Here is a 20,700-nt window from a genome sequence, read left to right as displayed (position 1 = left end):
CCACTCGCCACTCGCCACTCGCCACTCGCCACTCGCCACTCGCCACTCGCCACTCGCCACTCGCCACTCGCCACTCGTTTTGTGTTCAAACTCTCAAAAATATTCTTATTCCCCCTTGGGTTTAGCCAATCTACCCCTCATATAGATACCGCTAGGCTGTGAAAGCCACTTATCAAATCAACCATGGAAATTCAGGAGAGACGACCGATGAACATTCGTCCATTACACGACCGAGTTATCGTAGAACGCCAAGAAGTTGAATCTAAGTCAGCGGGTGGTATCGTTCTGACTGGTTCAGCTGCAGAGAAATCTACTCGCGGCGTTGTACTAGCTGTGGGTAAAGGCCGCATCCTAGAAAACGGTACAGTACTACCGTTGGACGTTAAAGTTGGCGACACTGTTATCTTCGCTGAAGGTTACGGTACTAAAACTGAAAAAATCGACGGTAAAGAAGTGCTAGTGATGTCAGAAAACGACATCATGGCAATCGTTGAGTAATAGCAATCATTGAGTAATTTTTTGCTCAGGTTCAATTTGAAATCATTAAACAGAATTTAGACAAGGAAACTAAAGATGGCTGCTAAAGACGTTAAATTTGGTAATGACGCACGTATTAAGATGCTAGAGGGTGTGAACATTCTAGCTGATGCAGTAAAAGTCACTCTTGGCCCTAAAGGCCGTAACGTTGTACTAGACAAATCTTTCGGTGCACCAACAATCACTAAAGATGGTGTATCTGTTGCGCGTGAAATCGAGCTTGAAGACAAGTTCCAAAACATGGGCGCACAGATGGTTAAAGAAGTTGCGTCTCAAGCGAACGACGCAGCGGGTGACGGTACAACGACAGCAACTGTTCTTGCGCAAGCAATCGTAAACGAAGGCCTAAAAGCAGTTGCAGCGGGTATGAACCCAATGGATCTTAAGCGCGGTATCGACAAAGCAGTCGTTGCAGCGGTTGAAGAGCTAAAAGCACTGTCTGTTGAGTGTAAAGACACAAAAGCGATCGCTCAGGTTGGTACTATCTCGGCAAACTCTGATGCAACAGTAGGTAACATCATTGCTGAAGCGATGGAAAAAGTCGGCCGCGACGGTGTGATTACTGTTGAAGAAGGTCAGGCTCTACAAGATGAGCTAGATGTTGTTGAAGGTATGCAGTTTGACCGCGGTTACCTGTCTCCTTACTTCATCAACAACCAAGAAGCGGGCAGCGTAGATCTAGAAAGCCCATTCATCCTACTAGTCGATAAGAAAGTATCGAACATTCGTGAACTTCTTCCAACGCTAGAAGCGGTAGCGAAAGCATCTCGTCCACTACTTATCATTGCTGAAGATGTTGAAGGTGAAGCTCTAGCGACGCTAGTAGTGAACAACATGCGCGGCATCGTAAAAGTAGCGGCTGTTAAAGCACCAGGTTTTGGCGACCGTCGTAAAGCAATGCTACAAGACATCGCTATCCTAACAGGCGGTACAGTGATCTCTGAAGAGATCGGTCTAGAGCTAGAGAAAGTCACTCTTGAAGACCTAGGTCAAGCTAAGCGTGTCACTATCACTAAAGAAAACTCTACTATCATCGATGGTGCTGGTGAAGAAGCGATGATTCAAGGTCGTGTTGCTCAAATTCGTCAACAGATCGAAGAAGCAACTTCAGATTACGACAAAGAGAAACTACAAGAGCGCGTAGCTAAGCTAGCTGGCGGTGTTGCAGTGATCAAAGTTGGTGCCGCGACTGAAGTTGAAATGAAAGAGAAGAAAGACCGCGTTGAAGATGCGCTTCATGCAACTCGCGCAGCGGTTGAAGAGGGTGTTGTCGCTGGTGGTGGTGTGGCTCTTATTCGCGCAGCATCTAAAGTTGCTAACCTAGAAGGTGACAACGAAGAACAAAACGTGGGTATCCGCGTTGCTCTACGTGCAATGGAAGCGCCAATCCGTCAAATCACTAAGAACGCAGGTGATGAAGAGTCTGTTGTTGCGAACAACGTTCGTGCAGGTGAAGGTAACTACGGTTACAACGCTGCAACTGGCGAATACGGTGACATGATTGAGATGGGTATCCTAGATCCAACTAAAGTGACTCGTAGCGCACTACAGTTCGCAGCATCAGTTGCAGGTCTAATGATCACAACTGAAGCCATGGTGACTGACTTACCACAGAAAGATGCTTCATCTATGCCTGATATGGGCGGCATGGGTGGTATGGGTGGCATGGGCGGTATGATGTAACCGCCTAGCTACTTAACATCTAAAAACGGAGACTATGGTCTCCGTTTTTGTTTGAGTTAAGTTGTGTGGTATTTTATGCGCTTTGGCGCAGCATGTCGGTGTACGCTGTGCTTATTAGTTAATAGATCTAGTCTCATTCTTTCGGAACAATAACAGCTCAATACAGAGAGCCCCAGATTCTCCGAGATTGGACTTAAATGGAGTAAGTTGTGAAGATTGCCGTAGCTGGTACAGGGTATGTAGGCCTCTCCAATGCAATGTTACTTGCGCAAAACCATCAAGTGGTTGCGCTAGATGTTATTGAAAAAAAGGTGGAACTCCTAAACCAAAAAATCTCGCCCATAGCGGACGTCGAGATTGAGGATTTTTTAACCAATAAACCGATCAACTTTGTTGCGACGACTGATAAGGGAATGGCTTACGAAGGAGCACGCTTTGTCGTAATTGCGACCCCAACAGATTATGACCCTGTGACAAACTACTTTAATACCTCTTCTGTTGAGTCGGTGATTAAAGATGTTATGGCAATCAACCCAGAAGCGATCATGGTGATAAAGTCTACAGTTCCTGTTGGTTACACCGACCGTATTAAGAAGGAGTTAGGTTGTAGTAACCTACTGTTCTCGCCTGAGTTTCTTCGAGAAGGTAAAGCGCTCTACGACAACTTACACCCATCACGTATCATTGTCGGTGAACAGAGTGAGCGCGCGCAAGAGTTCGCTAATCTGCTGGTGGAGGGGGCTTTTAAAGAGAATATCGATGTGCTTCTGACTAACTCTACCGAGGCCGAAGCGGTTAAGTTGTTCTCTAATACATATCTCGCGATGCGCGTGGCTTACTTTAATGAGCTTGACTCCTATGCAGAAGCGCATGGCCTAGATACGAGGCAGATCATTCAAGGTGTCGGTTTAGATCCACGTATTGGCGCCCATTACAATAATCCTTCGTTTGGCTATGGCGGTTACTGCTTACCTAAAGACACTAAGCAGTTATTAGCTAACTACCAGGATGTGCCTAACAATATTGTCGGCGCAATCGTTGATGCGAACCGCACCCGAAAAGATTTTATTGCTGACTCGATCTTAAAACGTGAGCCACAGGTCGTTGGTATATTCCGTCTTATCATGAAATCTGGCTCAGATAATTTTCGAGCATCTTCCATACAAGGCATCATGAAGCGCCTTAAGGCGAAAGGGATTACGGTTATCGTGTATGAACCTGTGCTTGAAGAAGATGAATTCTTTCATTCACAAGTGATACGTGATCTCGATGCGTTTAAAGCTAAATCGGATGTTATCGTGTCTAACCGCATGGCAGAAGAGCTAGCAGATGTTGCTGACAAGGTCTATACCCGAGATCTGTTTGGTTCAGATTAACTTATGCAAAAGCTCCGTTAGGCGCTTTTATTGCCTGTTATGTGGCTTTAGGTGGCTGTTTACATAGTCACGGATAACATAACCCCATAGGCATAATCGCTCTTCTAATATGTGTTTTGACTCGAACTAGTAGCCTTTATTGATATCGACAAGGTTATTTAGGCTAAAGCCATCACGCCAGCTTTGATAATTCTCTACGAAGATATCGACCACTTGTTCCGGAAAGCTTAACGCTGCGATATGTGGCGTGAGCGTAATATTTTCATGCGTCCAGAAAAGGTGGCTCTCAGGCAGTGGTTCTTGCGCAAACACGTCGAGAAACGCGTGGCGGATATGTCTATTGTTCAAGGCACTTAACAGCCCATTTTCTTCTACTGCAGTGCCTCGGCCGACATTAAAGAGCAGAGCACCTTGGCAGTGCGATAAGCTCTCTTGGTTGAGGATATGTCGAGTTTGAGGCGTATTCGGTAGTGTATTAACGACAATATCGGCTTCTTGCAGGGCAGTGGTCAGTTCTTGAATATGGTAGGTTGCTGCAAAAGGGGAGTGTTTTGTCGGTATACCGCTGCGATTCACTCCGATAGGCACAATAGCAAAACTTTTGGCAACCTCTGCAAGATGGGAACCAATGGAACCTGTGCCGAGAACGACCATTTTTTTGCCACTTAGAGATTGGTATGGCATTGGTTGCCAGTTAGAGCCCTGTTGCTCGGTATGATAGTGATAAAAATGGCGCTGATAAGCAATGCTATAACCAAGTACATACTCAGAGATCTGCTGACCAAATATTCCTTTGACATTGGTCAATGGGCCTGTAAAACCGTTCAAATGTGGAAGCAACGCATCAACACCAGCATAGATAGCTTGGATCCACTCCAGTTTTGGGAACTGATCAAGGCATTTTGCCGCCATTGGTGGAGAGGCGAGTAGGATCGTTGCCTCGTCGCGTTTTTGAGTAACTTCTAAGTCATCTAGCTGTGCGGATTCAAGCAGCTTGAGGTAATAAGTGTCATCTTCAGTGAGAAGGTAAACTTTATGAGTGAAATTGTTCATCGCCTTGCTTTTTTCCCTGTTGGTTATCAAGTACACTTTCCGCTGTCTAATTCAGCAACTAGGTCAACAGACCCAAAGAGTCTCTATGCTACAGAATCCTCTTCAGCTTCGCCTTGAGAAGTTAGAACCATGGAAACAGATTACCTTTATGGTGAGCTTGTGTGAACGTATGTATCCAAACTTCGCAATGTTTTGTGAAAGCACCAAGTTTGCCGAAGCGCGAATTTATCGTGATATTTTGGATAGTATTTGGGAACAGTTAACCGTTAAAACCGCCAAAGTGAACTTTGAGCGCCAGCTAGAAAAGTTAGAAGAAATTATTCCTAGCTCAGAGGATTTCGACTTCTATGGTGTTTATCCAGCCATTGACGCATGTGTGGCTCTGTCCGATCTTCTTCACGGCTTGCTAGATAGAGACTACCTGTATGAAAACATGCATAAGGTTAGCCAACAATCTGTAATGACGGTTGCTCAACTAGAAGAAGCGCAAACGGGTGAAGAGATTACTAACGAAAACCAGAAAGAGAATGAAGCGGTTTGCGGTGAATGGGATGTGCAATGGGCAATCTTCCGTCCACTTCGTGAAGCAGAAGAGCGTGATATTGAGTTGATTAAAGACTTACGCTTTGAACTGCGTGATGAAGGTGTCAGTAATATCGGTATAGAGATCTAGAAAGCTGCGAGTATCTAGCTTCTAGCTATGAGTAAACAGGAACAAGAGAAGGGTTGACATAAAACGTCAACCCTCTTTCTTTTCGCAACTCGCAACTCGCAACTCGCAACTCGCAACTTGCCACTCGCTACTCGCTACTCGCTACTCGCCTTTTCGTCATCATCGCGACTTTCGATAACGCCGTGGGTTTTCTTCCACTTCTCCCAGCGTTCAAAGGCAAGCTCCTGCATATCCGTTGCACGGTCAGCTTCGTCGACAATCTCTTCACCAACTAAGTGCTCGAAAACGTCTTCAAGGGTTAAGATCCCTTGAATCGTACCGTATTCATCGACCACCATGGCCAGTTGCAGGCGCTTTGCCATCATTTGTTCAAAGGCTTTTGGTAGCTTAATGGTGTTGAGCAGAACATGGACTGGGCGCATTACCGCTCCGAGTTGTTTTTCTCCACTACCAGCGTGTTGCAGTTTGAACAGTTCGAGGCGGTGCACAAAACCAATAATATTGTCCGTAGACTGGCTGTAGACCAGAGGACGAGAAAACGGCGAATCTTTATGACGGTCAAGAAACTCATTGATTGTCATTTCTGCATCAACGCGAAAAACCACTGGGCGAGGGGTCATGACCTGTGTGACAAGTACATCTTGAATACCCAGAAGGTTGTTGAGCATCTTTGACTCACCTTCGGCAAACTCTCCGCTCTCGCGCGCAAGAATCGCCATCGCTGACAACTCGTCACGCATTTTTGGTGCTTGATGCCCTCGAGATAGGCGTTTGGTTATCTGCTCTGAGAACCACACAAACGGTGTTAGCGACCATACCATCCAGCGCAATGTCGTCGCGGCAGCTGGTGCTAATTGACGCCAGTACGTCGCACCAATGGTTTTCGGGACGATCTCAGAAAAAACAAGTATGCCGAGTGTAAGAACACCAGAGAAAACGCCTAGCCATTGACTCCCAAAGACGACGGCTGCTTGAGCACCTGCGGTTGCTGCGCCGATGGTGTGGGCAATCGTATTGAGTGTCAGGATCGACGCTAGTGGTCGGTCGATATCTGTTTTTAACTTAGCCAATGAGGTGGCAGCAGGGTGGCCTTGCTGACGCAATTGGGCGATATAACTTGGTGAGATACTCAGAAGAACCGCTTCTAAAACGGAGCAGATAAACGATACGCCAATCGCAACAGAGACGTATATTGTTAGCAGAAACATAAATGTCCTATGTGGTTTTATACACTCATCAAATTTTGCATGAAAAGGGTAAATTTTCATGCCTGCGCATTATCGATGTGAGCACTTTCTATTCGCTTTAAGTCCCGAAATATCAGGCTTTACGGGCTATTGCATGCTTATAAATAAGGCTAAAGATGGTTAAAAACAAGTATTAAGTTTCTCTGTCACAGTAACAAATTGTGAGTTAATGCTCAGATTATGGTTAAAAGTACGTCATGAGAGCTAAAGATCGCTTACAAACCTTTGCCAGATAGGGCATTTATGATTTAGAGTGAGTGGAATTCGATAACCTATGAGAAGGGAAACCTAATGAACAAGACCCAATTAATCGACTTTATCGCAGAGAAAGCAGATCTATCTAAAGCACAAGCTAAAGCTGCTCTTGAAGCAACTCTTGAAGGTGTGACTGGTGCACTGAAAGAGGGTGACCAAGTTCAACTAATTGGTTTTGGTACATTTAAAGTTAACCACCGTGCTGCACGTACTGGCCGTAACCCTAAAACAGGTGCTGAGATCCAAATCGCAGCGGCAAATGTACCAGCATTCGTAGCAGGTAAAGCACTGAAAGATTCAGTGAAATAATTAAGTACCGATTTCAGAGTCAATCGCTCTAGATTGTATATAATACGTCAAGGTAGTCCCTATCTTGGCGTATATTTGTTTTATGAAGATGAAAAAATTACTAGCCCCTTCACTAATCGCTTCTTTGCTTATCGGTTGCTCTTCGAGCGTACCGACGCCAAACCTTGACCAATATTCTGATTATACTGGCGGCCAGACAATCGGTGATGCCACGAGTTTGTATTGGTACACCGAGAGACTCAGCTTTCCATACACCGCCGCTGATCATGTCAGTGCTGGCGATTATGGTTGGTACAAAACTGACTATCGTTGGGATGAGGGAAAGTTACGAGAGTTGATTCGTGAGGGAGAGCAATTAAAAGACAACAAAGCGCTAGTGCCATATCGCATCCATGTCCGTTTTAATAAAGATGGTGAGGCGGTTTATCAACAATATCGACTTGATGGACGTGTACTGCCGCTCAAATCTGAGAAATTAGCTTGGTTGAAACAAGAAGCGCTGAACATTTCCAATGTCACTAAAGGGCAGAGTCGAGACGGTTTAGCTCTTATTCAAGGCTATTGGGATGGCTCGACGTTTGATACTTGCTCAGGAAAGAGTTACTCAGAAGTTGAGTTTAACGAAACTTTGCCGAGTTTTGTCGTCAACCGCCTATCCACGATTGACAGCTACGCGGCATTCCTTGGCACTACTCGTGGCAATCGAATCGTTGCTAGTGAATTGCTGATGCTTGCAGATGATAGTCATGACTGTATCGAACGGCCGAGTTTAATAGAAGAGTAACTGTTAGCCAGCGACACTAGTCGCCGGTGATGATCAGAATAAACAAAAGGCTTGGTATTGATGACCAAGCCTTTTACGTTTTAGAAGCTAGAAGCTAGAAGCTAGAAGCTAGAAGCTAGAAGCTAGAAGCTAGAAGCTAGAAGCTAGAAGCTATTTCCCTTGCTCGCGTTCAATCGCTCTGTAGCCGATGTCATTACGATGGAACATTCCGTTCCAGCTAACTTGTTTAGCGAGTGCGTAAGCGCGTTCCTGAGCCTCTGAGACACTATTTCCAAGCGCCGTCGCGCATAGAACACGGCCACCGTTAGTGACCACATCGCCATCAGCATTGTTGGTTGTGCCAGCGTGGAAGATTTTCTCTCCTTCCTGCTCATTCGCTGGGAGAGAAATGACATCACCTTTCGCATAATCACCTGGGTAGCCACCTGCTGCTAGTACTACACCGATAGACGCGCGAGGATCCCACTTAGACTCGGCTTCATCTAGCTTTTCGTCGATTGCCATCAAGCAAAGCTCAACAAGATCGGATTCCATACGCATCATGATTGGTTGCGTTTCTGGATCACCGAATCGACAGTTGTATTCGATCACTTTTGGCGTGCCTTCTTTGTCGATCATTAGACCAGCGTAAAGGAAACCTGTGTACGGTGCACCTTCAGCATCCATCCCACGAACGGTTGGGTAGATAACCTCTTGCAAGATTCGCTCATGAATTTCAGGAGTAACCACTGGCGCAGGAGAGTAAGCACCCATACCACCGGTATTCGGGCCTGTGTCTTTGTCACCGACACGCTTATGGTCTTGGCTGGTGGCCATTGGCAGTACGCTTTTGCCATCGACCATAACAATAAAGCTAGCTTCTTCACCGTCGAGAAACTCTTCAATGACAACACGGCTACCAGCTTCACCAAACGCGTTACCCGCCAACATGTCTTTAATCGCTTCTTCCGCTTCTTCTAGCGTCATTGCAACAATAACGCCTTTACCAGCGGCTAGGCCGTCAGCTTTTACGACGATTGGCGCGCCTTGTTGACGAACGTAAGCCAGAGCAGGTTCAATCTCAGTGAAGTTTGCGTAAGCAGCCGTTGGAATATTGTGGCGTGCTAAGAAGTCTTTGGTGAAAGCTTTAGAACCTTCCAGCTGAGCAGCGGCTTGCGTAGGGCCAAAGATAGGCAGACCCGCTTCACGGAAAGCGTCAACCACACCGATTACCAATGGAGCTTCAGGGCCGACAATGGTCAGCTCAATCTGTTTTTCTTTCGCAAAAGCGACCAGCTCAGAAATACTCTCAACGCCGATGTTGACGTTCTCAAGTTTAGGCTCAAGTGCTGTACCTGCGTTACCTGGTGCAATAAAAACAGTTTCTACATTTGGGTTTTGTGCCGCTTTCCAGCCAAGAGCATGTTCACGACCACCAGAACCAATAATCAATACGTTCATTTTAAATCCTTCAATCAAATTGCTTAGCTTCGAATATTGAGTAGCGAGCTTCGAGTGATTGTTGTTAACCGTACTCGCTGCTCGCGACTCTGCGCGAAGCGCTCTAGCTTCTTTTTAGTGGCGGAAGTGACGCATACCCGTAAAGATCATCGCCATACCGTGCTCGTCTGCGGCTGCGATAACTTCGTCATCACGCATAGAGCCGCCTGGTTGAATTACGCATTTAATGCCCGCTTCTGCGGCTGCATCGATACCATCACGGAATGGGAAGAATGCATCAGAAGCCATAACACAGCCTTCGACTTGCAGACCTTCGTCAGCTGCTTTAATACCAGCGATTTTTGCTGAGTAAACTCGGCTCATTTGACCTGCGCCAACACCGATAGTCATGTCGCCTTTTGAATAAACAATCGCGTTTGATTTAACGTACTTCGCAACTTTCCAGCAGAATAGCGCGTCTTTTAGCTCTTCATCTGTCGGTTGGCGTTTAGACACGACTTTAAGGTCATCTAGGCTTACCATGCCTTGATCGCGGTCTTGAACCAGAAGGCCACCGTTAACGCGTTTAACATCAAAACCTGTCGTCTTGGTTGACCATTCACCACACTCAAGTAGACGAACGTTTTTCTTCGCTGCAACCACTTCAATCGCTTCAGCGGATACAGATGGTGCGATAATCACTTCAACGAACTGACGCTCAACGATAGCCGTTGCTGTTTCAGCATCGAGCTCTTTGTTGAATGCGATAATGCCGCCGAATGCAGACGTTGGGTCCGTTTTGTATGCACGATCGTATGCCTCTAGGATGTTGCTACCGAGTGCTACACCACATGGGTTAGCGTGCTTAACGATGACACAAGCTGGCTCGTCGAACTCTTTAACACACTCTAGTGCCGCATCAGTATCGGCAATGTTGTTGTAAGAAAGCGCCTTGCCTTGGATTTGGCGTGCAGTCGAAACGGATGCTTCTTCTGGGTTCGCTTCTACATAGAAAGCGGCATCCTGGTGGCTGTTTTCACCGTAGCGCATATCTTGCTTCTTGATGAACTGCTGGTTAAAAGTGCGAGGGAATTTGCTCTCTTCATCACCTTCCTTGTTCTCTCCGTATGAAGGAACCATAGTGCCGAAGTAGTTAGCGATCATGCCGTCGTAAGCAGCCGTGTGCTCGAATGCGGCAATCGCTAGATCGAAGCGAGTTTCTAAGGTTAGAGAGTTATCGTTAGCATCCATTTCTGCGATAACACGCTCGTAATCGTGAGCATTAACCACGATCGTTACGTCTTTGTGGTTTTTAGCAGCAGAACGAACCATTGTAGGGCCACCGATGTCGATGTTTTCAACCGCGTCAGCTAAGGTACAACCTTCTTTAGCAACGGTTTCTGCGAACGGGTAGAGGTTAACGACTACGATGTCGATAGGGTTGATGCCGTGTTTTTCCATCACATCATCATCTTGACCTCGACGGCCAAGCACACCACCGTGAACTTTAGGGTGTAGAGTCTTAACACGACCGTCCATCATTTCTGGGAAACCAGTGTAGTCTGATACTTCTGTAACAGAGATCCCTTTCTCTGCTAGTAGGCGAGCTGTACCACCAGTGGATAGAATATCAACGCCACGGTTAGCAAGAGCTTGGGCAAACTCAACAATACCAGTTTTGTCTGATACGCTGATTAGAGCGCGGCGAATAGGACGAGCGTTAGTCATGCTTCCATTTCCTCAAAGTCACAGAGTTAATATATAAATAAAGATATTTGCCAAAAATGAACTTGTTCTTACGCTTTACTAGGTAAATAGCAGTAAAATATTGGCCAGTTTTGGTAAAGACCTTTCCAGCATTGGCTGGTGATAGACTAGTCTCTGAGTTTGATGGCGCACATTCTAACTAATTTATTACAAAAAAGCTCGCGCAATCGTTTGGCATCGCAAAATTAATTGCAAAAAGCTCGTCTTTTGACTTAAAAAGTAATGAAACAGTTAATAGGAAAAGTTATGTTTCAGATCGGTGAACTGGCAAAACGGTGTAATGTCACCGCAGATACTCTGCGATTTTATGAGAAAAACCAACTGATTAAGCCTGCTGGGCGAAGTGAGTCTGGCTACCGCTTATATAATCAACAAAACCAGAATCAGGTCAGCTTTATCCTAAAGGCGAAAGATCTGGGTTTGAGTCTTGATGAGATTCGTGAATTGTTAGAGATAAAGCTAGAAGCAACAGAACATAGTTGTGCCGAAGTGAAAGCGATTACGAGTGCAAAGCTGAACTTGATTGATGAGAAAATTGGTGAGTTACAACGGATACGCAGTGCGTTGAAAAAAATCAATGATGCCTGCTGTGGGCATGTTGATGATGATGCGAGTCATTGTTCGATTCTCGGTGCGTTAGCCAGTGAAGAAAAGTGATCCCACTCGGCGATACAAGGTGGCGTTAAGACGCGCGACGGATATTCGCTTTAAGCTCGGTTGTGCTTTTAATTTGAGGCAGGTTGTCGTAGTAGAGAGTAACCTGGTTGCGACCAGTCTGCTTCGAGTAGTACATTGCTTTATCGGCTTGTACCATCAGTTCACGAACGGACGAAACCTGACCATTGAGTTCTGCAATACCGATGCTGACCGTAGGTAAGATAATATGTCCATCAACGTGACACGGTGTGGACTCAATAGATTGACGAATTCGTTCTGCAATGTCATAGGCTTGGATGGCATTGGTATCTGTCAAGACGATACCAAACTCTTCTCCCCCTAAACGACCAATGTAATCATTACCTCGGATCATTTCGTGGCAAATGTGGGCAACCTGAGTGATTACTTCGTCACCAGATAAATGGCCGACCTGATCATTGATCTCTTTGAAGTGGTCGATATCTATCATTAAACAGGATAGTCCCAGCTCTGACGGGTTGTTAAACCCTTGCTCCAAATAGAGCATAAAAGCGCGGCGGTTTAAGATCCCAGTTAATTCATCGGTATCAGCAAGTTTTCTTAACTCCAATTCTTGCTGGCGCGCGAGGGTGATTTCACGCTCTTGCCACATAATGTATTTGGAGCCATTACTCAGAGTAATTGGCTTGAATATCGCTTCAAACCAACGCTCTTCAATATCACTCCATGCATCTAATTCTTCAATCGAAGACATTAGCAACTGACAAGGAGTAATTGAGTAGCGAAGGTGAGTTGTCTGATTTGATTTTAACGTTTGCGTCAGGCTCTGGTGCACTTTTTCTGCAACAGTTGGAGGAACTAGGTCGCTAAATGTTTGGTTTAGTTTCTCTGTGCTGTAAGAGGGAGATTGAAGCGTACTACCAAAGGTCTCTAAGATACGACCATGCTCATCAAGGATCAGCAGTCGTTCCGGCAACTCTCGTAGCATCAGGCTCAGCCATTCTTCCCTTTGCATATCAGCCATGTAGCTCAGTCCGAACAAAAACGTAATTTTGCATTATATCTGTAGTGTTACACTTATCAATCGTATTAGATCACAGAATGACGAATGTTTAATCAGTTCATATCCCCGTTCAAGTCATCTCGTACAGATGGAATATTTATAGTTATAGCTATGGGTAGTGATTTTAAATTATACATACGTTTTTTATTCTCAATCTTATACTCAATCTCTTGCACTATAATCCACCAATAAACGTATCTACAAACCCTTTAAACCGTTCCGCTAGGCGGCCTACAATTTTCTTGCGTTGTAGAATGGTTGGCTTAGTTTCTAAAGTCTCTGCAAAGTCCTCGCGTAGCGGCATTTCCTCGCTAAGCTCATAGCGGTTAACTAAAATTTGTAGCTTGTCGCTGTTGAGCTTTTCTTCTTCTGCCAATTGCTCAAGTGCTTGGCGCTTCTCTCGTTCCCAAAAGTACTCAAATTCTTCGTCGACATCAGCATGCGCAGGTATGCCGTCGAGGTGCTCATTCATGAATTTCTCGATGAGTTCTTTCTTGCTCATTAAGGTTGGGTCTGAATTGATCAGGTTAGCGATAACTTGTCGTTTCTTCTCCTGACTCTCACCACTCTGCTCTTGGTGTAATTCGCGCAGTAAATGCAGTATGTAAGCGACATTGACTTCATCTCGGTGCAACAGTTCTAGCTCAAAATCAACGTCTTCCAGAATAGATACCTTTTCCTTGCTGGTGGATTCACGAATCTGTCGACTGAGATCGGCGTACTTACTGGTGAAGTCTTGGTACTCCTGCTCTTCCATGTCGGTGTTCGACATCTCAAAGTCAGCATAGTTACTTAGCATGTTCTTGAGTTGCATCAATTTACGGAACTGAAGGACGAACAGCTTTTGTGCGTCTTCATCTGGCAGTTGATCTACGGCATCGACGTTCGGTGTTATTGCTCTTAATGCGTCACAGGCTTTGTTGAAATCAGCGAGCAGTTGATCATAAGGAGGTAGCTCAATCAGTTCCTTAGGTTGTTTGTTGGAAAACAGGGTGAACGCTTCATCGGCGGCTTTTTTTAAGTTCCTAAAACAGATGACATTACCATGCGACTTCTTCTCGTCCAGAATACGGTTAGTGCGTGAAAAAGCTTGTATTAGGCCGTGATGCTTGAGGTTCTTGTCGACATAAATGGTGTTCAATGCTTTCGCATCGAATCCGGTTAAGAACATATTCACCACCAGCAAGATATCGACTTCTCTGGCCTTCACTCGTTTAGAGATGTTCTTGTAGTAGTCGTAAAACGAATCGCTGTCTTTGGTGCTGTAGCTTGAACCAAACATCTTGTTGTAATCGGCAATAAATCCTTCGAGCTTTTCTCGGCTATGGAGTTTGACGTTTTCGCCTTGGCTGAGGTATTTCGCGGCAATCTCCTTGACCTGTTTATCGTCGCTAACGCCTAGTTCAAACTCTTCTTCTTCGTTCGCTTCAAAGCTGAAAATGGTCGCGATTTTAAGGTTGTGTTTGCCCTCGCTCTTTTTCTTGGCAAACAACTCATAATATTGGATTAACTCAGGTACGCCCGAGACACAGAATATCGCGTTGTAGTCGCCACTGTGGGTTTTACGCTTATGGTGGGCAATGATGTAGTCGGTGATTTTTTCGAGTCGGGCAGGAGAAGTGAGTAGCTCCTTGGTATCGATATCTTCTACTTCAATATCGAGGTTGTTGTTTGAGCCATCTTTGTATTGATAGCGCCCAACGTATTCAATCGCAAATTTAAGCACATTCTGGTCACGGATTGCATCGACAATGACATAGGCGTGCAGGCGCTTGCCAAACAAGTCTTGAGTGGTCTTTTTGACCGAGTTCTTGGCGACGGCATTTTCGACAAAAATGGGTGTGCCCGTAAAGCCAAATAGCTGCGCATTATTAAAGAAGTTGACAATGTTTTGATGGGTATCGCCGAACTGACTTCGGTGGCACTCGTCAAAGATAAAGACGATACGTTTATCTTTTAAGGCCTCCATCTCACGCAGGTAGCGCTGTTTGGTCACAATATTATTGAGCTTTTGCAGGGTAGTGACCACCAGCTTGCTATTGCGTTTTTCATTTACGTTTTTGCCCTTGATTGGCTTGTCTAACAACTGATGATACAGAATGCGGGTGTTGCTGGTGGTATCCACACAGCCTTTAGAGAAAGCATTAAATTCCTCGGCCGTTTGGTAGTCGAGATCCTTTCTATCGACGACAAATATCACTTTGTCTACCTCGGTTAAGGCCGTCATCAATTGAGCCGCTTTAAACGAGGTGAGGGTTTTGCCTGAGCCCGTGGTGTGCCAAATATAGCCGTTGTCTGACGAAGTTTTTACCTGATTGATGATCGCTTCTACCGCATAAAACTGATAAGGGCGTAACACCATCAGACACTTCATTGTTTCGTTGAGCACGATATATTGGTTGAGCATTACAGTGAGGTGCTGAGGGGTTAAAAATGTCTCGGCGAATTCATGAAGTTTGCTGATGCGATTGTTATCGATATCGGTCCAATCAAAGGTCTGTTTAGCAGAGAGTTCACTATTATTGGCAAAGTACTGGGTATTGACTCCATTGGACACCACAAACAGCTGTATGTAGTTAAACAAGCGATGGTTAGCATGGTAAGAGTGCTTTTGATAGCGCTTAATTTGATTGAAGGCCTCTTTGAGCTCAATACCTCGGCGTTTTAGTTCTAACTGGACCAGTGGCAGGCCGTTGACCAGAATCGTCACGTCATAGCGATTCGTATAAGTGCCTTTGACGGTAATTTGCTGCGCAATCTGGAAGCGGTTGTTTTGTGGCTGATCAAACAGCAGAGTGAGATGCATTGCATCACCATTATCGAGGGTGATAGCGATCCGGTCGCGCAAGGTTTTGGCCTTAGTGAAAATATTGCCTTTTTCTAACTTACCGAGCACCTGATGAAACTCAGACTCCGACAGTACGCAGTGATTAACTCTCTCCAACTGCGCTTTAAGGTTAGCCTCAAGGGCTTCATTGTCTTTGATCTCGACAATATCAAAGCCCTGCATGCTGAGTTGCGTGATCAGATTATCTTCTAGCTGTTGTTCTGATTGATAAGCCATCGTTGTTATTGCCTTCCTGCGCTGCTTTAGCCCTGTTTAGTATTGTTTTGAGTGGTATAGCCTTGCTCTGGATGGTTAGGCACCGTCGGAAATGCTAAGTAGAGCTGCTGTTCTTTAACCATAGGGCTTAGGTAGTGGCGTCTTAGTGTTTCTGTGTTCATGCCAAGTAGTTCGGCAAGGTCGGTGAGCCTCAGACAGTTTGGTGCAGCATGAGAGCAGAGGACTAGAATGATGTCTTTTACATCTGACTTTTGTTTCCGGCCTTGTTGCTGCAACACTGGTTGTGCAATAGCTCTTAACTCTGCCCAGAGCTGCTGGTCTTCTGCTGTGAAGCTATTCGTCGACTCCGGCGCATCATTTTTGAGGTCCGGCACTAGGTCCGGCACTAGGTCCGGCGCATCATTTTTGAGGTCCGGCACTAATGTTGTTGGATCCGGTTTAAACAAAGACAGTTGCGCCGTACTCGGTGAGGCGACAAAACTAATGCTTTTGCCTGCATCGTTGTCTGGTGTAGGCACTTCAATCCCTTTTAGGTGATAGATTTTACCTTTGTGTTTGCCTGCCGACTCTAAATACCCTGCCGAGACCAATTGGCTCAGCGCCAGTGTGACCTCTCGGGTGTGCTCAGAGGTGAGGGAGCAGATACGCTCATGGTTAAACCACGATTCAGTTACAGCCGTTACCAGTATGGTGCGTTTTAGCTCGCTCAACTGTTTGTAGTTTTCACCAAACAGGTCGACGAGCTGCTGGTGGAGCTCTGGTGACAATAAATTCACCATACGCAGTTCGAGCAGCGTTTGACTGAGTTCGTGCTTTTCATAGAGGTGCGGCGGTTGCCAGTTTTGGCTGCGGCAGTTACTGTATATTTTAGGAATGCCGGAGCCTGCTTTTTCACTCAGACCAATGTTTAAGAACATTTGATGAATAGCGGGGTTGCGGCACTGGCTGTTGCCACCAGCAATGGCTTCTTGAACGGGAATACGCATTAAGCCAGGGTTGCGAAAACCAATAAAATCGGGATGCTTCTCAATTAAGATATTGTCTTCTGAATCAAAGTCAGCGTGCGCCAGTGTGTTGACCAAAGCTTCTCGAATGGCTTCATGCGCCGGAGAAGTATCGAGGCGTTGACCATCACTCAGCTGAAAGCTCACTTTTAAGTCGGCGGTGAGCTTACGATAAACCTTACGGTAGAAATCAAAGGCATTGCCAGACCACGAACCATCGGTGTAGATACGGTCTATCCAGCGGTGCGAGCTATCGTCCTTCTCTTGGTAGTCGAGAGAGTAAGCCGGAAAGGCATCTTGTAGGGCATCCCAGCGACCAAACATTACTAGGCCTGCCAATGTTAACCCTTCAATACCCGATGCGCGATCTCGCCGCCAAGCACGAATAGATCGCAGGAACTCTTGATCTGAGAACTCTAGAAAAGGGTGCTGAGGTTTGGCATCTTTAAACATTTGACGATAAACGCGCAGGCTTTCTGGCTCGATATCATCAAGGGTAAAGTGCTCTAAAATGCGTTGGTCACGCTCGTTCTCTTGCTCTGCCATCATCTGTTTGACGCTATCGGCAGAGCATTTCTGGTCAGCTTCGTAACGGCGAATAAAGCTACCTGTAAGGGGGTTACTATTGATATAAATTGGGCGCTGTTTGCGCGGCGCTCTCGGTACATCGATACGAATAAGTGACTTACCGTCGATAACCTCAACGCTCACGTCTCGCTCGCTGAGCAAGTTACCGCTTACCTTGTTAGGGTTGTTGACCGTATCGACGATGTTTTTAACCAATGGGGCAGGGTTTACGATGCCTTCTAGGGTAAACTGGCCGCGTTTTTCCTTGATGCCAAGCAGAATGACGCCACCACGGGTGTTGGCAAACGCGCTGTAGGTCTCCCACATATCGGTAGGGATTGCGCCTTTGCCATCACGGCCACCCGCGAGTTTGCACTCCACTTCGGCGCTCTCTTGCAGGGCGTGAATATCTTCGAGACTATTTAGGGTTAACTCTGCCATGGGTCCTCACACAAACATTTGTTGCAGCAAGCCTTTTTTAAACTGCTTGGTCTGCTCAATTTGCTCTGCGACCGCACCGATTTTGTTATCGATGGACTGTAGGAACTGAGCGATTTTTTGCTGTTCTTTAAGGCAAGGCAAGCTAACTTTGGTTTTTAACCAGCTTTGGGTTTTGAAAAGTAGTTTTTCAATGTGTACGCCATCGCTATTGATGAAAAATGCTCTGCGCATGATCGGTGTTGTTGCAAAGCGGTTAAAGTAATCAATATCCAGCAGATGCTCTACGGGACGAAAGACATTGTATTCGTTCGATACAATAGCTCCATCCAAAGCAGCAGGTACTAGTCCACAAGCACCATGCACAATTTGGCGTTTAGAGATTACAAATTCATTCTCATGGATAGTGAACTGATTTTTAACTAGTACGTCTTTGCCTTTGAATAGACCTCGGCTGACAACGCCACCAAATCCACGTTTTACAGTAATGAGCTCATAGGTCTCATCATCTAGCATATTTAAGCTATCAGATTGGAGAGAAAGAACCTTTTTCAATGGGTATGTTTTCCAATCAGGAAACGCCTTACCATCCTTATCCTTAAAGCGGATCTGTTGGCTAAAAATCTGCTGCATTACGCCTTTTTTGTATTCTTTAAGTAGACGGTGCTTTTCGGTTAGTTGGCTGATCTTGCTATCAACAGAAGTGAGGAAGTCCGCGATTTTTTGTTGTTCATTAAGTTCGGGAATATTTGCACGAAAGTCATGCACATCATTTCTATTTAGCGTAGGAACTCCAGAACCAGTTGCAAACCGCTTAAGGCCAATTTTTTGGTACAAGTAAAATACAAACTTTGGAGTACAGTCTATAAAATCAGTGACCCACAAGGAGGTGTTGTGAGGCCAATAGTCGTTCTCGACATAAGTTAGCGCACCAATAGTTCCTGAGCGACCTGTTACAATTCCGGGAGCTTTAGCCTTGAACTCGTTATGGTATCGTCCTATCCCATTTGAATAAACGACGGGGTATTTACCTTCTATTACGTTGGTTGTGGGTAGGTCAAATCCTCTTTGCAAGGGAGCGACATCTTTTAGCTTTCTTATTGTCCAGTTTGAATCATATAGAGGGAAGCGCAACTGAGGCTTAGTATTTTTCCTCATCCTTTCACCTCAAACGGCGCATCAATCCCCAACTCAGCACAAAAATCAGCAATGGTTTTATCGGTCTCTAGCATGGCTTTATCGTTATCCACTAGCCGTTTAGCAACAGCAGATAAATCAATCGGTGCTTCTTCTTCAAAGGTATCGACATAGCGCGGAATATTGAGGTTGTAGTCGTTTTCGGCTAAGTCAGCTTGGGTGGCAACAAAGGAAAATTTATCGATGTTTTCCCGTTTGGTGACGGCATCAAGAATGCGTTGTAAGTCCTCTTCTCGCATGTAGTTGTTATTGGTGCCTTTATCAAAATGCTGGCTGGCATCAATAAACAAAACGTTGTCGTCGGCTTGGCGATGTTTCTTAAACACCAATACACAGGTTGGAATAGAAGTACCAAAGAAGATATTGGCAGGCAGGCCGATTACCATATCAAGGTAGTTTTTCTCTTTGAGTAGATGCTGGCGAATATGCCCTTCGGCCGCACCACGGAATAACACCCCGTGTGGCAGCACGACCGCCATGGTGCCCGTGTCATTAAGCTGGTGGATCATGTGTTGCACAAAGGCAAAATCCGCTTTGGATTTAGGGGCGAGCTTACCGTAGTCGGCAAAACGGTCATTGCTCAGGTGCAGCGGACTGGCTGACCATTGCGCCGAGAACGGCGGGTTGGCGACCACCGCATCAAAGCGCTCGTCAAAGTGCATCGGTGTTTCTAGCGTATCGTCGTTTTGAATATCGAAACGTTTGTAATGCACCCCATGCATAATCATATTCATGCGAGCCAAGTTATAGGTGCTTGGGTTGCGCTCTTGGCCGTAGTACTTGATGTCTTGGTTTTGTGCTTCTTTCGCCACGCGCAGCAGTAATGAGCCGGAGCCACAAGTCGGGTCATAGACAGACTTAACCGCAGGGTTATCGAGTGTCACCAACTTCGCTAACAGTTTAGACACCATTTGCGGGGTGTAGAACTCACCCGCCTTTTTACCCGCACCACTAGCAAACATGCCAATCAAGTACTCATAAGCATCGCCCAGAATGTCGATTTCGCTGTCTTGTAGGTGAAAGTCAATGTTGTCTAGGTGAATTAGCACTTGCGCAATCAGCTTGTTACGAGCATCTGGCGTTTTGCCTAGCTTGTTTGATTGTAGGTCTAGTTCATCAAACAGGCCGTTGAAGTCTTCTGCACTGTCGGCTCCCATGGTGCTCTGTTCGATATCGTTGAGCACGTCGCGTACATCATCGAGAATAAACTCGCCGTTTTCGCCAGCCTGTGCAATCACATGGAATAACTCAGAAGGTGCGAAAAAATAACCGAGCTTGTCGATCGCCTCTTCACGAATCGCTTCTAGAATCTCTTTGCCTTGTTCACTTTGCTCATCAATATCAGTGAATTTAATGCCATCTTCTGAAAGTAGGGCGTCAGCATATTGATTTAGGTTATCGGATAGGTACTTGTAAAAAATGAGCCCTAAGATGTAGTCGCGAAAGTCGTCTGCGGCCATGTTGCCACGTAGCGTATTTGCGATGTTCCAAAGCTGCTTTTTCAATGCTTGCTGATGTTGTTCGACCATGGTTACTGCTTAATTACGAAGAGTTTATGCGTCTGATTGTACCAGAAATTGCGCAATAACTAGCAGAGATCGTATCCCCCTTGGCGGAGTGGATGCGCA

The 20,700-nt window shown here is 45.7% G+C and carries 16 protein-coding genes; 7 read left to right on the top strand and 9 right to left on the bottom strand.

Annotated elements, in window-relative coordinates; genetic code table 11:
* The first annotated feature begins 207 nt into the window (after positions 1-207).
* The 3 genes from ACQEXR_RS15430 to ACQEXR_RS15420 all read left to right on the top strand — a co-directional run bounded on the left by ACQEXR_RS15430 (position 208) and on the right by ACQEXR_RS15420 (position 3,596).
* A complete protein-coding gene (locus ACQEXR_RS15430; RefSeq protein WP_004410737.1) occupies positions 208-498 on the top strand; it encodes a co-chaperone GroES in 291 nt (96 codons plus the stop codon).
* Positions 499-573: 75 nt separating this feature from the next.
* Positions 574-2,220, top strand: a complete 1,647-nt coding sequence (groL, locus tag ACQEXR_RS15425) for a chaperonin GroEL (protein ID WP_138972992.1) — start codon at positions 574-576, stop codon at positions 2,218-2,220.
* A gap of 209 nt (positions 2,221-2,429) precedes the next feature.
* Positions 2,430-3,596, top strand: a complete 1,167-nt coding sequence (locus ACQEXR_RS15420) for a nucleotide sugar dehydrogenase (protein ID WP_427020692.1) — start codon at positions 2,430-2,432, stop codon at positions 3,594-3,596.
* A 126-nt stretch (positions 3,597-3,722) separates the two neighbouring features.
* Here the strand turns inward: ACQEXR_RS15420 and ACQEXR_RS15415 are convergent, their stop codons facing one another.
* On the bottom strand, positions 3,723-4,649 hold the full coding sequence (locus tag ACQEXR_RS15415) for a D-2-hydroxyacid dehydrogenase (protein ID WP_427020691.1): 927 nt from the start codon (positions 4,647-4,649) through the stop codon (positions 3,723-3,725).
* An 85-nt stretch (positions 4,650-4,734) separates the two neighbouring features.
* Here ACQEXR_RS15415 and ACQEXR_RS15410 point away from each other — a divergent pair, with 85 nt between their 5' ends.
* Positions 4,735-5,322, top strand: a complete 588-nt coding sequence (locus ACQEXR_RS15410) for a YjaG family protein (protein ID WP_138972995.1) — start codon at positions 4,735-4,737, stop codon at positions 5,320-5,322.
* A 134-nt stretch (positions 5,323-5,456) separates the two neighbouring features.
* Here ACQEXR_RS15410 and ACQEXR_RS15405 read toward each other — a convergent pair whose 3' ends face one another.
* Positions 5,457-6,530 (bottom strand): hemolysin family protein, encoded by a 1,074-nt coding sequence (locus tag ACQEXR_RS15405; RefSeq protein WP_331417598.1) that lies wholly within the window; start codon positions 6,528-6,530, stop codon positions 5,457-5,459.
* Positions 6,531-6,860: 330 nt separating this feature from the next.
* On the opposite strand from ACQEXR_RS15405, the gene hupA reads away from it, so the two are divergent.
* Together hupA and ACQEXR_RS15395 are read left to right on the top strand one after the other, a co-directional pair.
* Positions 6,861-7,133 (top strand): nucleoid-associated protein HU-alpha, encoded by a 273-nt coding sequence (hupA, locus tag ACQEXR_RS15400; RefSeq protein WP_269377059.1) that lies wholly within the window; start codon positions 6,861-6,863, stop codon positions 7,131-7,133.
* An 88-nt stretch (positions 7,134-7,221) separates the two neighbouring features.
* Positions 7,222-7,917, top strand: coding sequence for a DUF1481 domain-containing protein (locus ACQEXR_RS15395; protein WP_427020690.1), 696 nt, complete (start codon positions 7,222-7,224; stop codon positions 7,915-7,917).
* 150 nt (positions 7,918-8,067) lie between these two features.
* Here the strand turns inward: ACQEXR_RS15395 and purD are convergent, their stop codons facing one another.
* Together purD and purH are read right to left on the bottom strand one after the other, a co-directional pair.
* Positions 8,068-9,357 carry a phosphoribosylamine--glycine ligase gene (gene purD / locus ACQEXR_RS15390; protein WP_427020689.1) on the bottom strand — a complete coding sequence of 430 codons (1,290 nt, stop codon included), beginning with the start codon at positions 9,355-9,357 and terminating at the stop codon, positions 8,068-8,070.
* A 114-nt stretch (positions 9,358-9,471) separates the two neighbouring features.
* On the bottom strand, positions 9,472-11,064 hold the full coding sequence (gene purH / locus ACQEXR_RS15385; protein ID WP_269377063.1) for a bifunctional phosphoribosylaminoimidazolecarboxamide formyltransferase/IMP cyclohydrolase: 1,593 nt from the start codon (positions 11,062-11,064) through the stop codon (positions 9,472-9,474).
* A gap of 285 nt (positions 11,065-11,349) precedes the next feature.
* Here purH and zntR point away from each other — a divergent pair, with 285 nt between their 5' ends.
* The gene (gene zntR, locus ACQEXR_RS15380; RefSeq protein WP_138972999.1) at positions 11,350-11,760 is read left to right on the top strand and encodes a Zn(2+)-responsive transcriptional regulator; all 411 of its coding nucleotides are present in this window, start codon (positions 11,350-11,352) and stop codon (positions 11,758-11,760) included.
* A 25-nt stretch (positions 11,761-11,785) separates the two neighbouring features.
* Here the strand turns inward: zntR and ACQEXR_RS15375 are convergent, their stop codons facing one another.
* The 5 genes from ACQEXR_RS15375 to ACQEXR_RS15355 all read right to left on the bottom strand — a co-directional run bounded on the left by ACQEXR_RS15375 (position 11,786) and on the right by ACQEXR_RS15355 (position 20,601).
* A complete protein-coding gene (locus tag ACQEXR_RS15375) occupies positions 11,786-12,763 on the bottom strand; it encodes a sensor domain-containing diguanylate cyclase (protein WP_427020688.1) in 978 nt (325 codons plus the stop codon).
* Between the two features lie 214 nt (positions 12,764-12,977).
* Positions 12,978-15,866, bottom strand: coding sequence for a type I restriction endonuclease subunit R (locus ACQEXR_RS15370; RefSeq protein ID WP_427020687.1), 2,889 nt, complete (start codon positions 15,864-15,866; stop codon positions 12,978-12,980).
* Between the two features lie 26 nt (positions 15,867-15,892).
* On the bottom strand, positions 15,893-17,878 hold the full coding sequence (locus ACQEXR_RS15365; protein WP_427020686.1) for an RNA-binding domain-containing protein: 1,986 nt from the start codon (positions 17,876-17,878) through the stop codon (positions 15,893-15,895).
* A 6-nt stretch (positions 17,879-17,884) separates the two neighbouring features.
* Positions 17,885-19,033: a restriction endonuclease subunit S gene (locus ACQEXR_RS15360; RefSeq protein WP_427020685.1), complete on the bottom strand. Its 1,149-nt coding sequence runs from the start codon at positions 19,031-19,033 to the stop codon at positions 17,885-17,887.
* A complete protein-coding gene (locus ACQEXR_RS15355; RefSeq protein ID WP_427020684.1) occupies positions 19,030-20,601 on the bottom strand; it encodes a type I restriction-modification system subunit M in 1,572 nt (523 codons plus the stop codon). The genes ACQEXR_RS15360 and ACQEXR_RS15355 overlap by 4 nt, the downstream gene beginning before the upstream one ends.
* Positions 20,602-20,700: the final 99 nt, after the last annotated feature.

Source organism: Vibrio sp. TRT 2004, from assembly GCF_050113735.1.
Lineage (GTDB): Bacteria > Pseudomonadota > Gammaproteobacteria > Enterobacterales > Vibrionaceae > Vibrio.
Note: the sequence above shows the minus strand (reverse complement) of the source record. Positions and strands in the feature narration are given on the sequence as shown.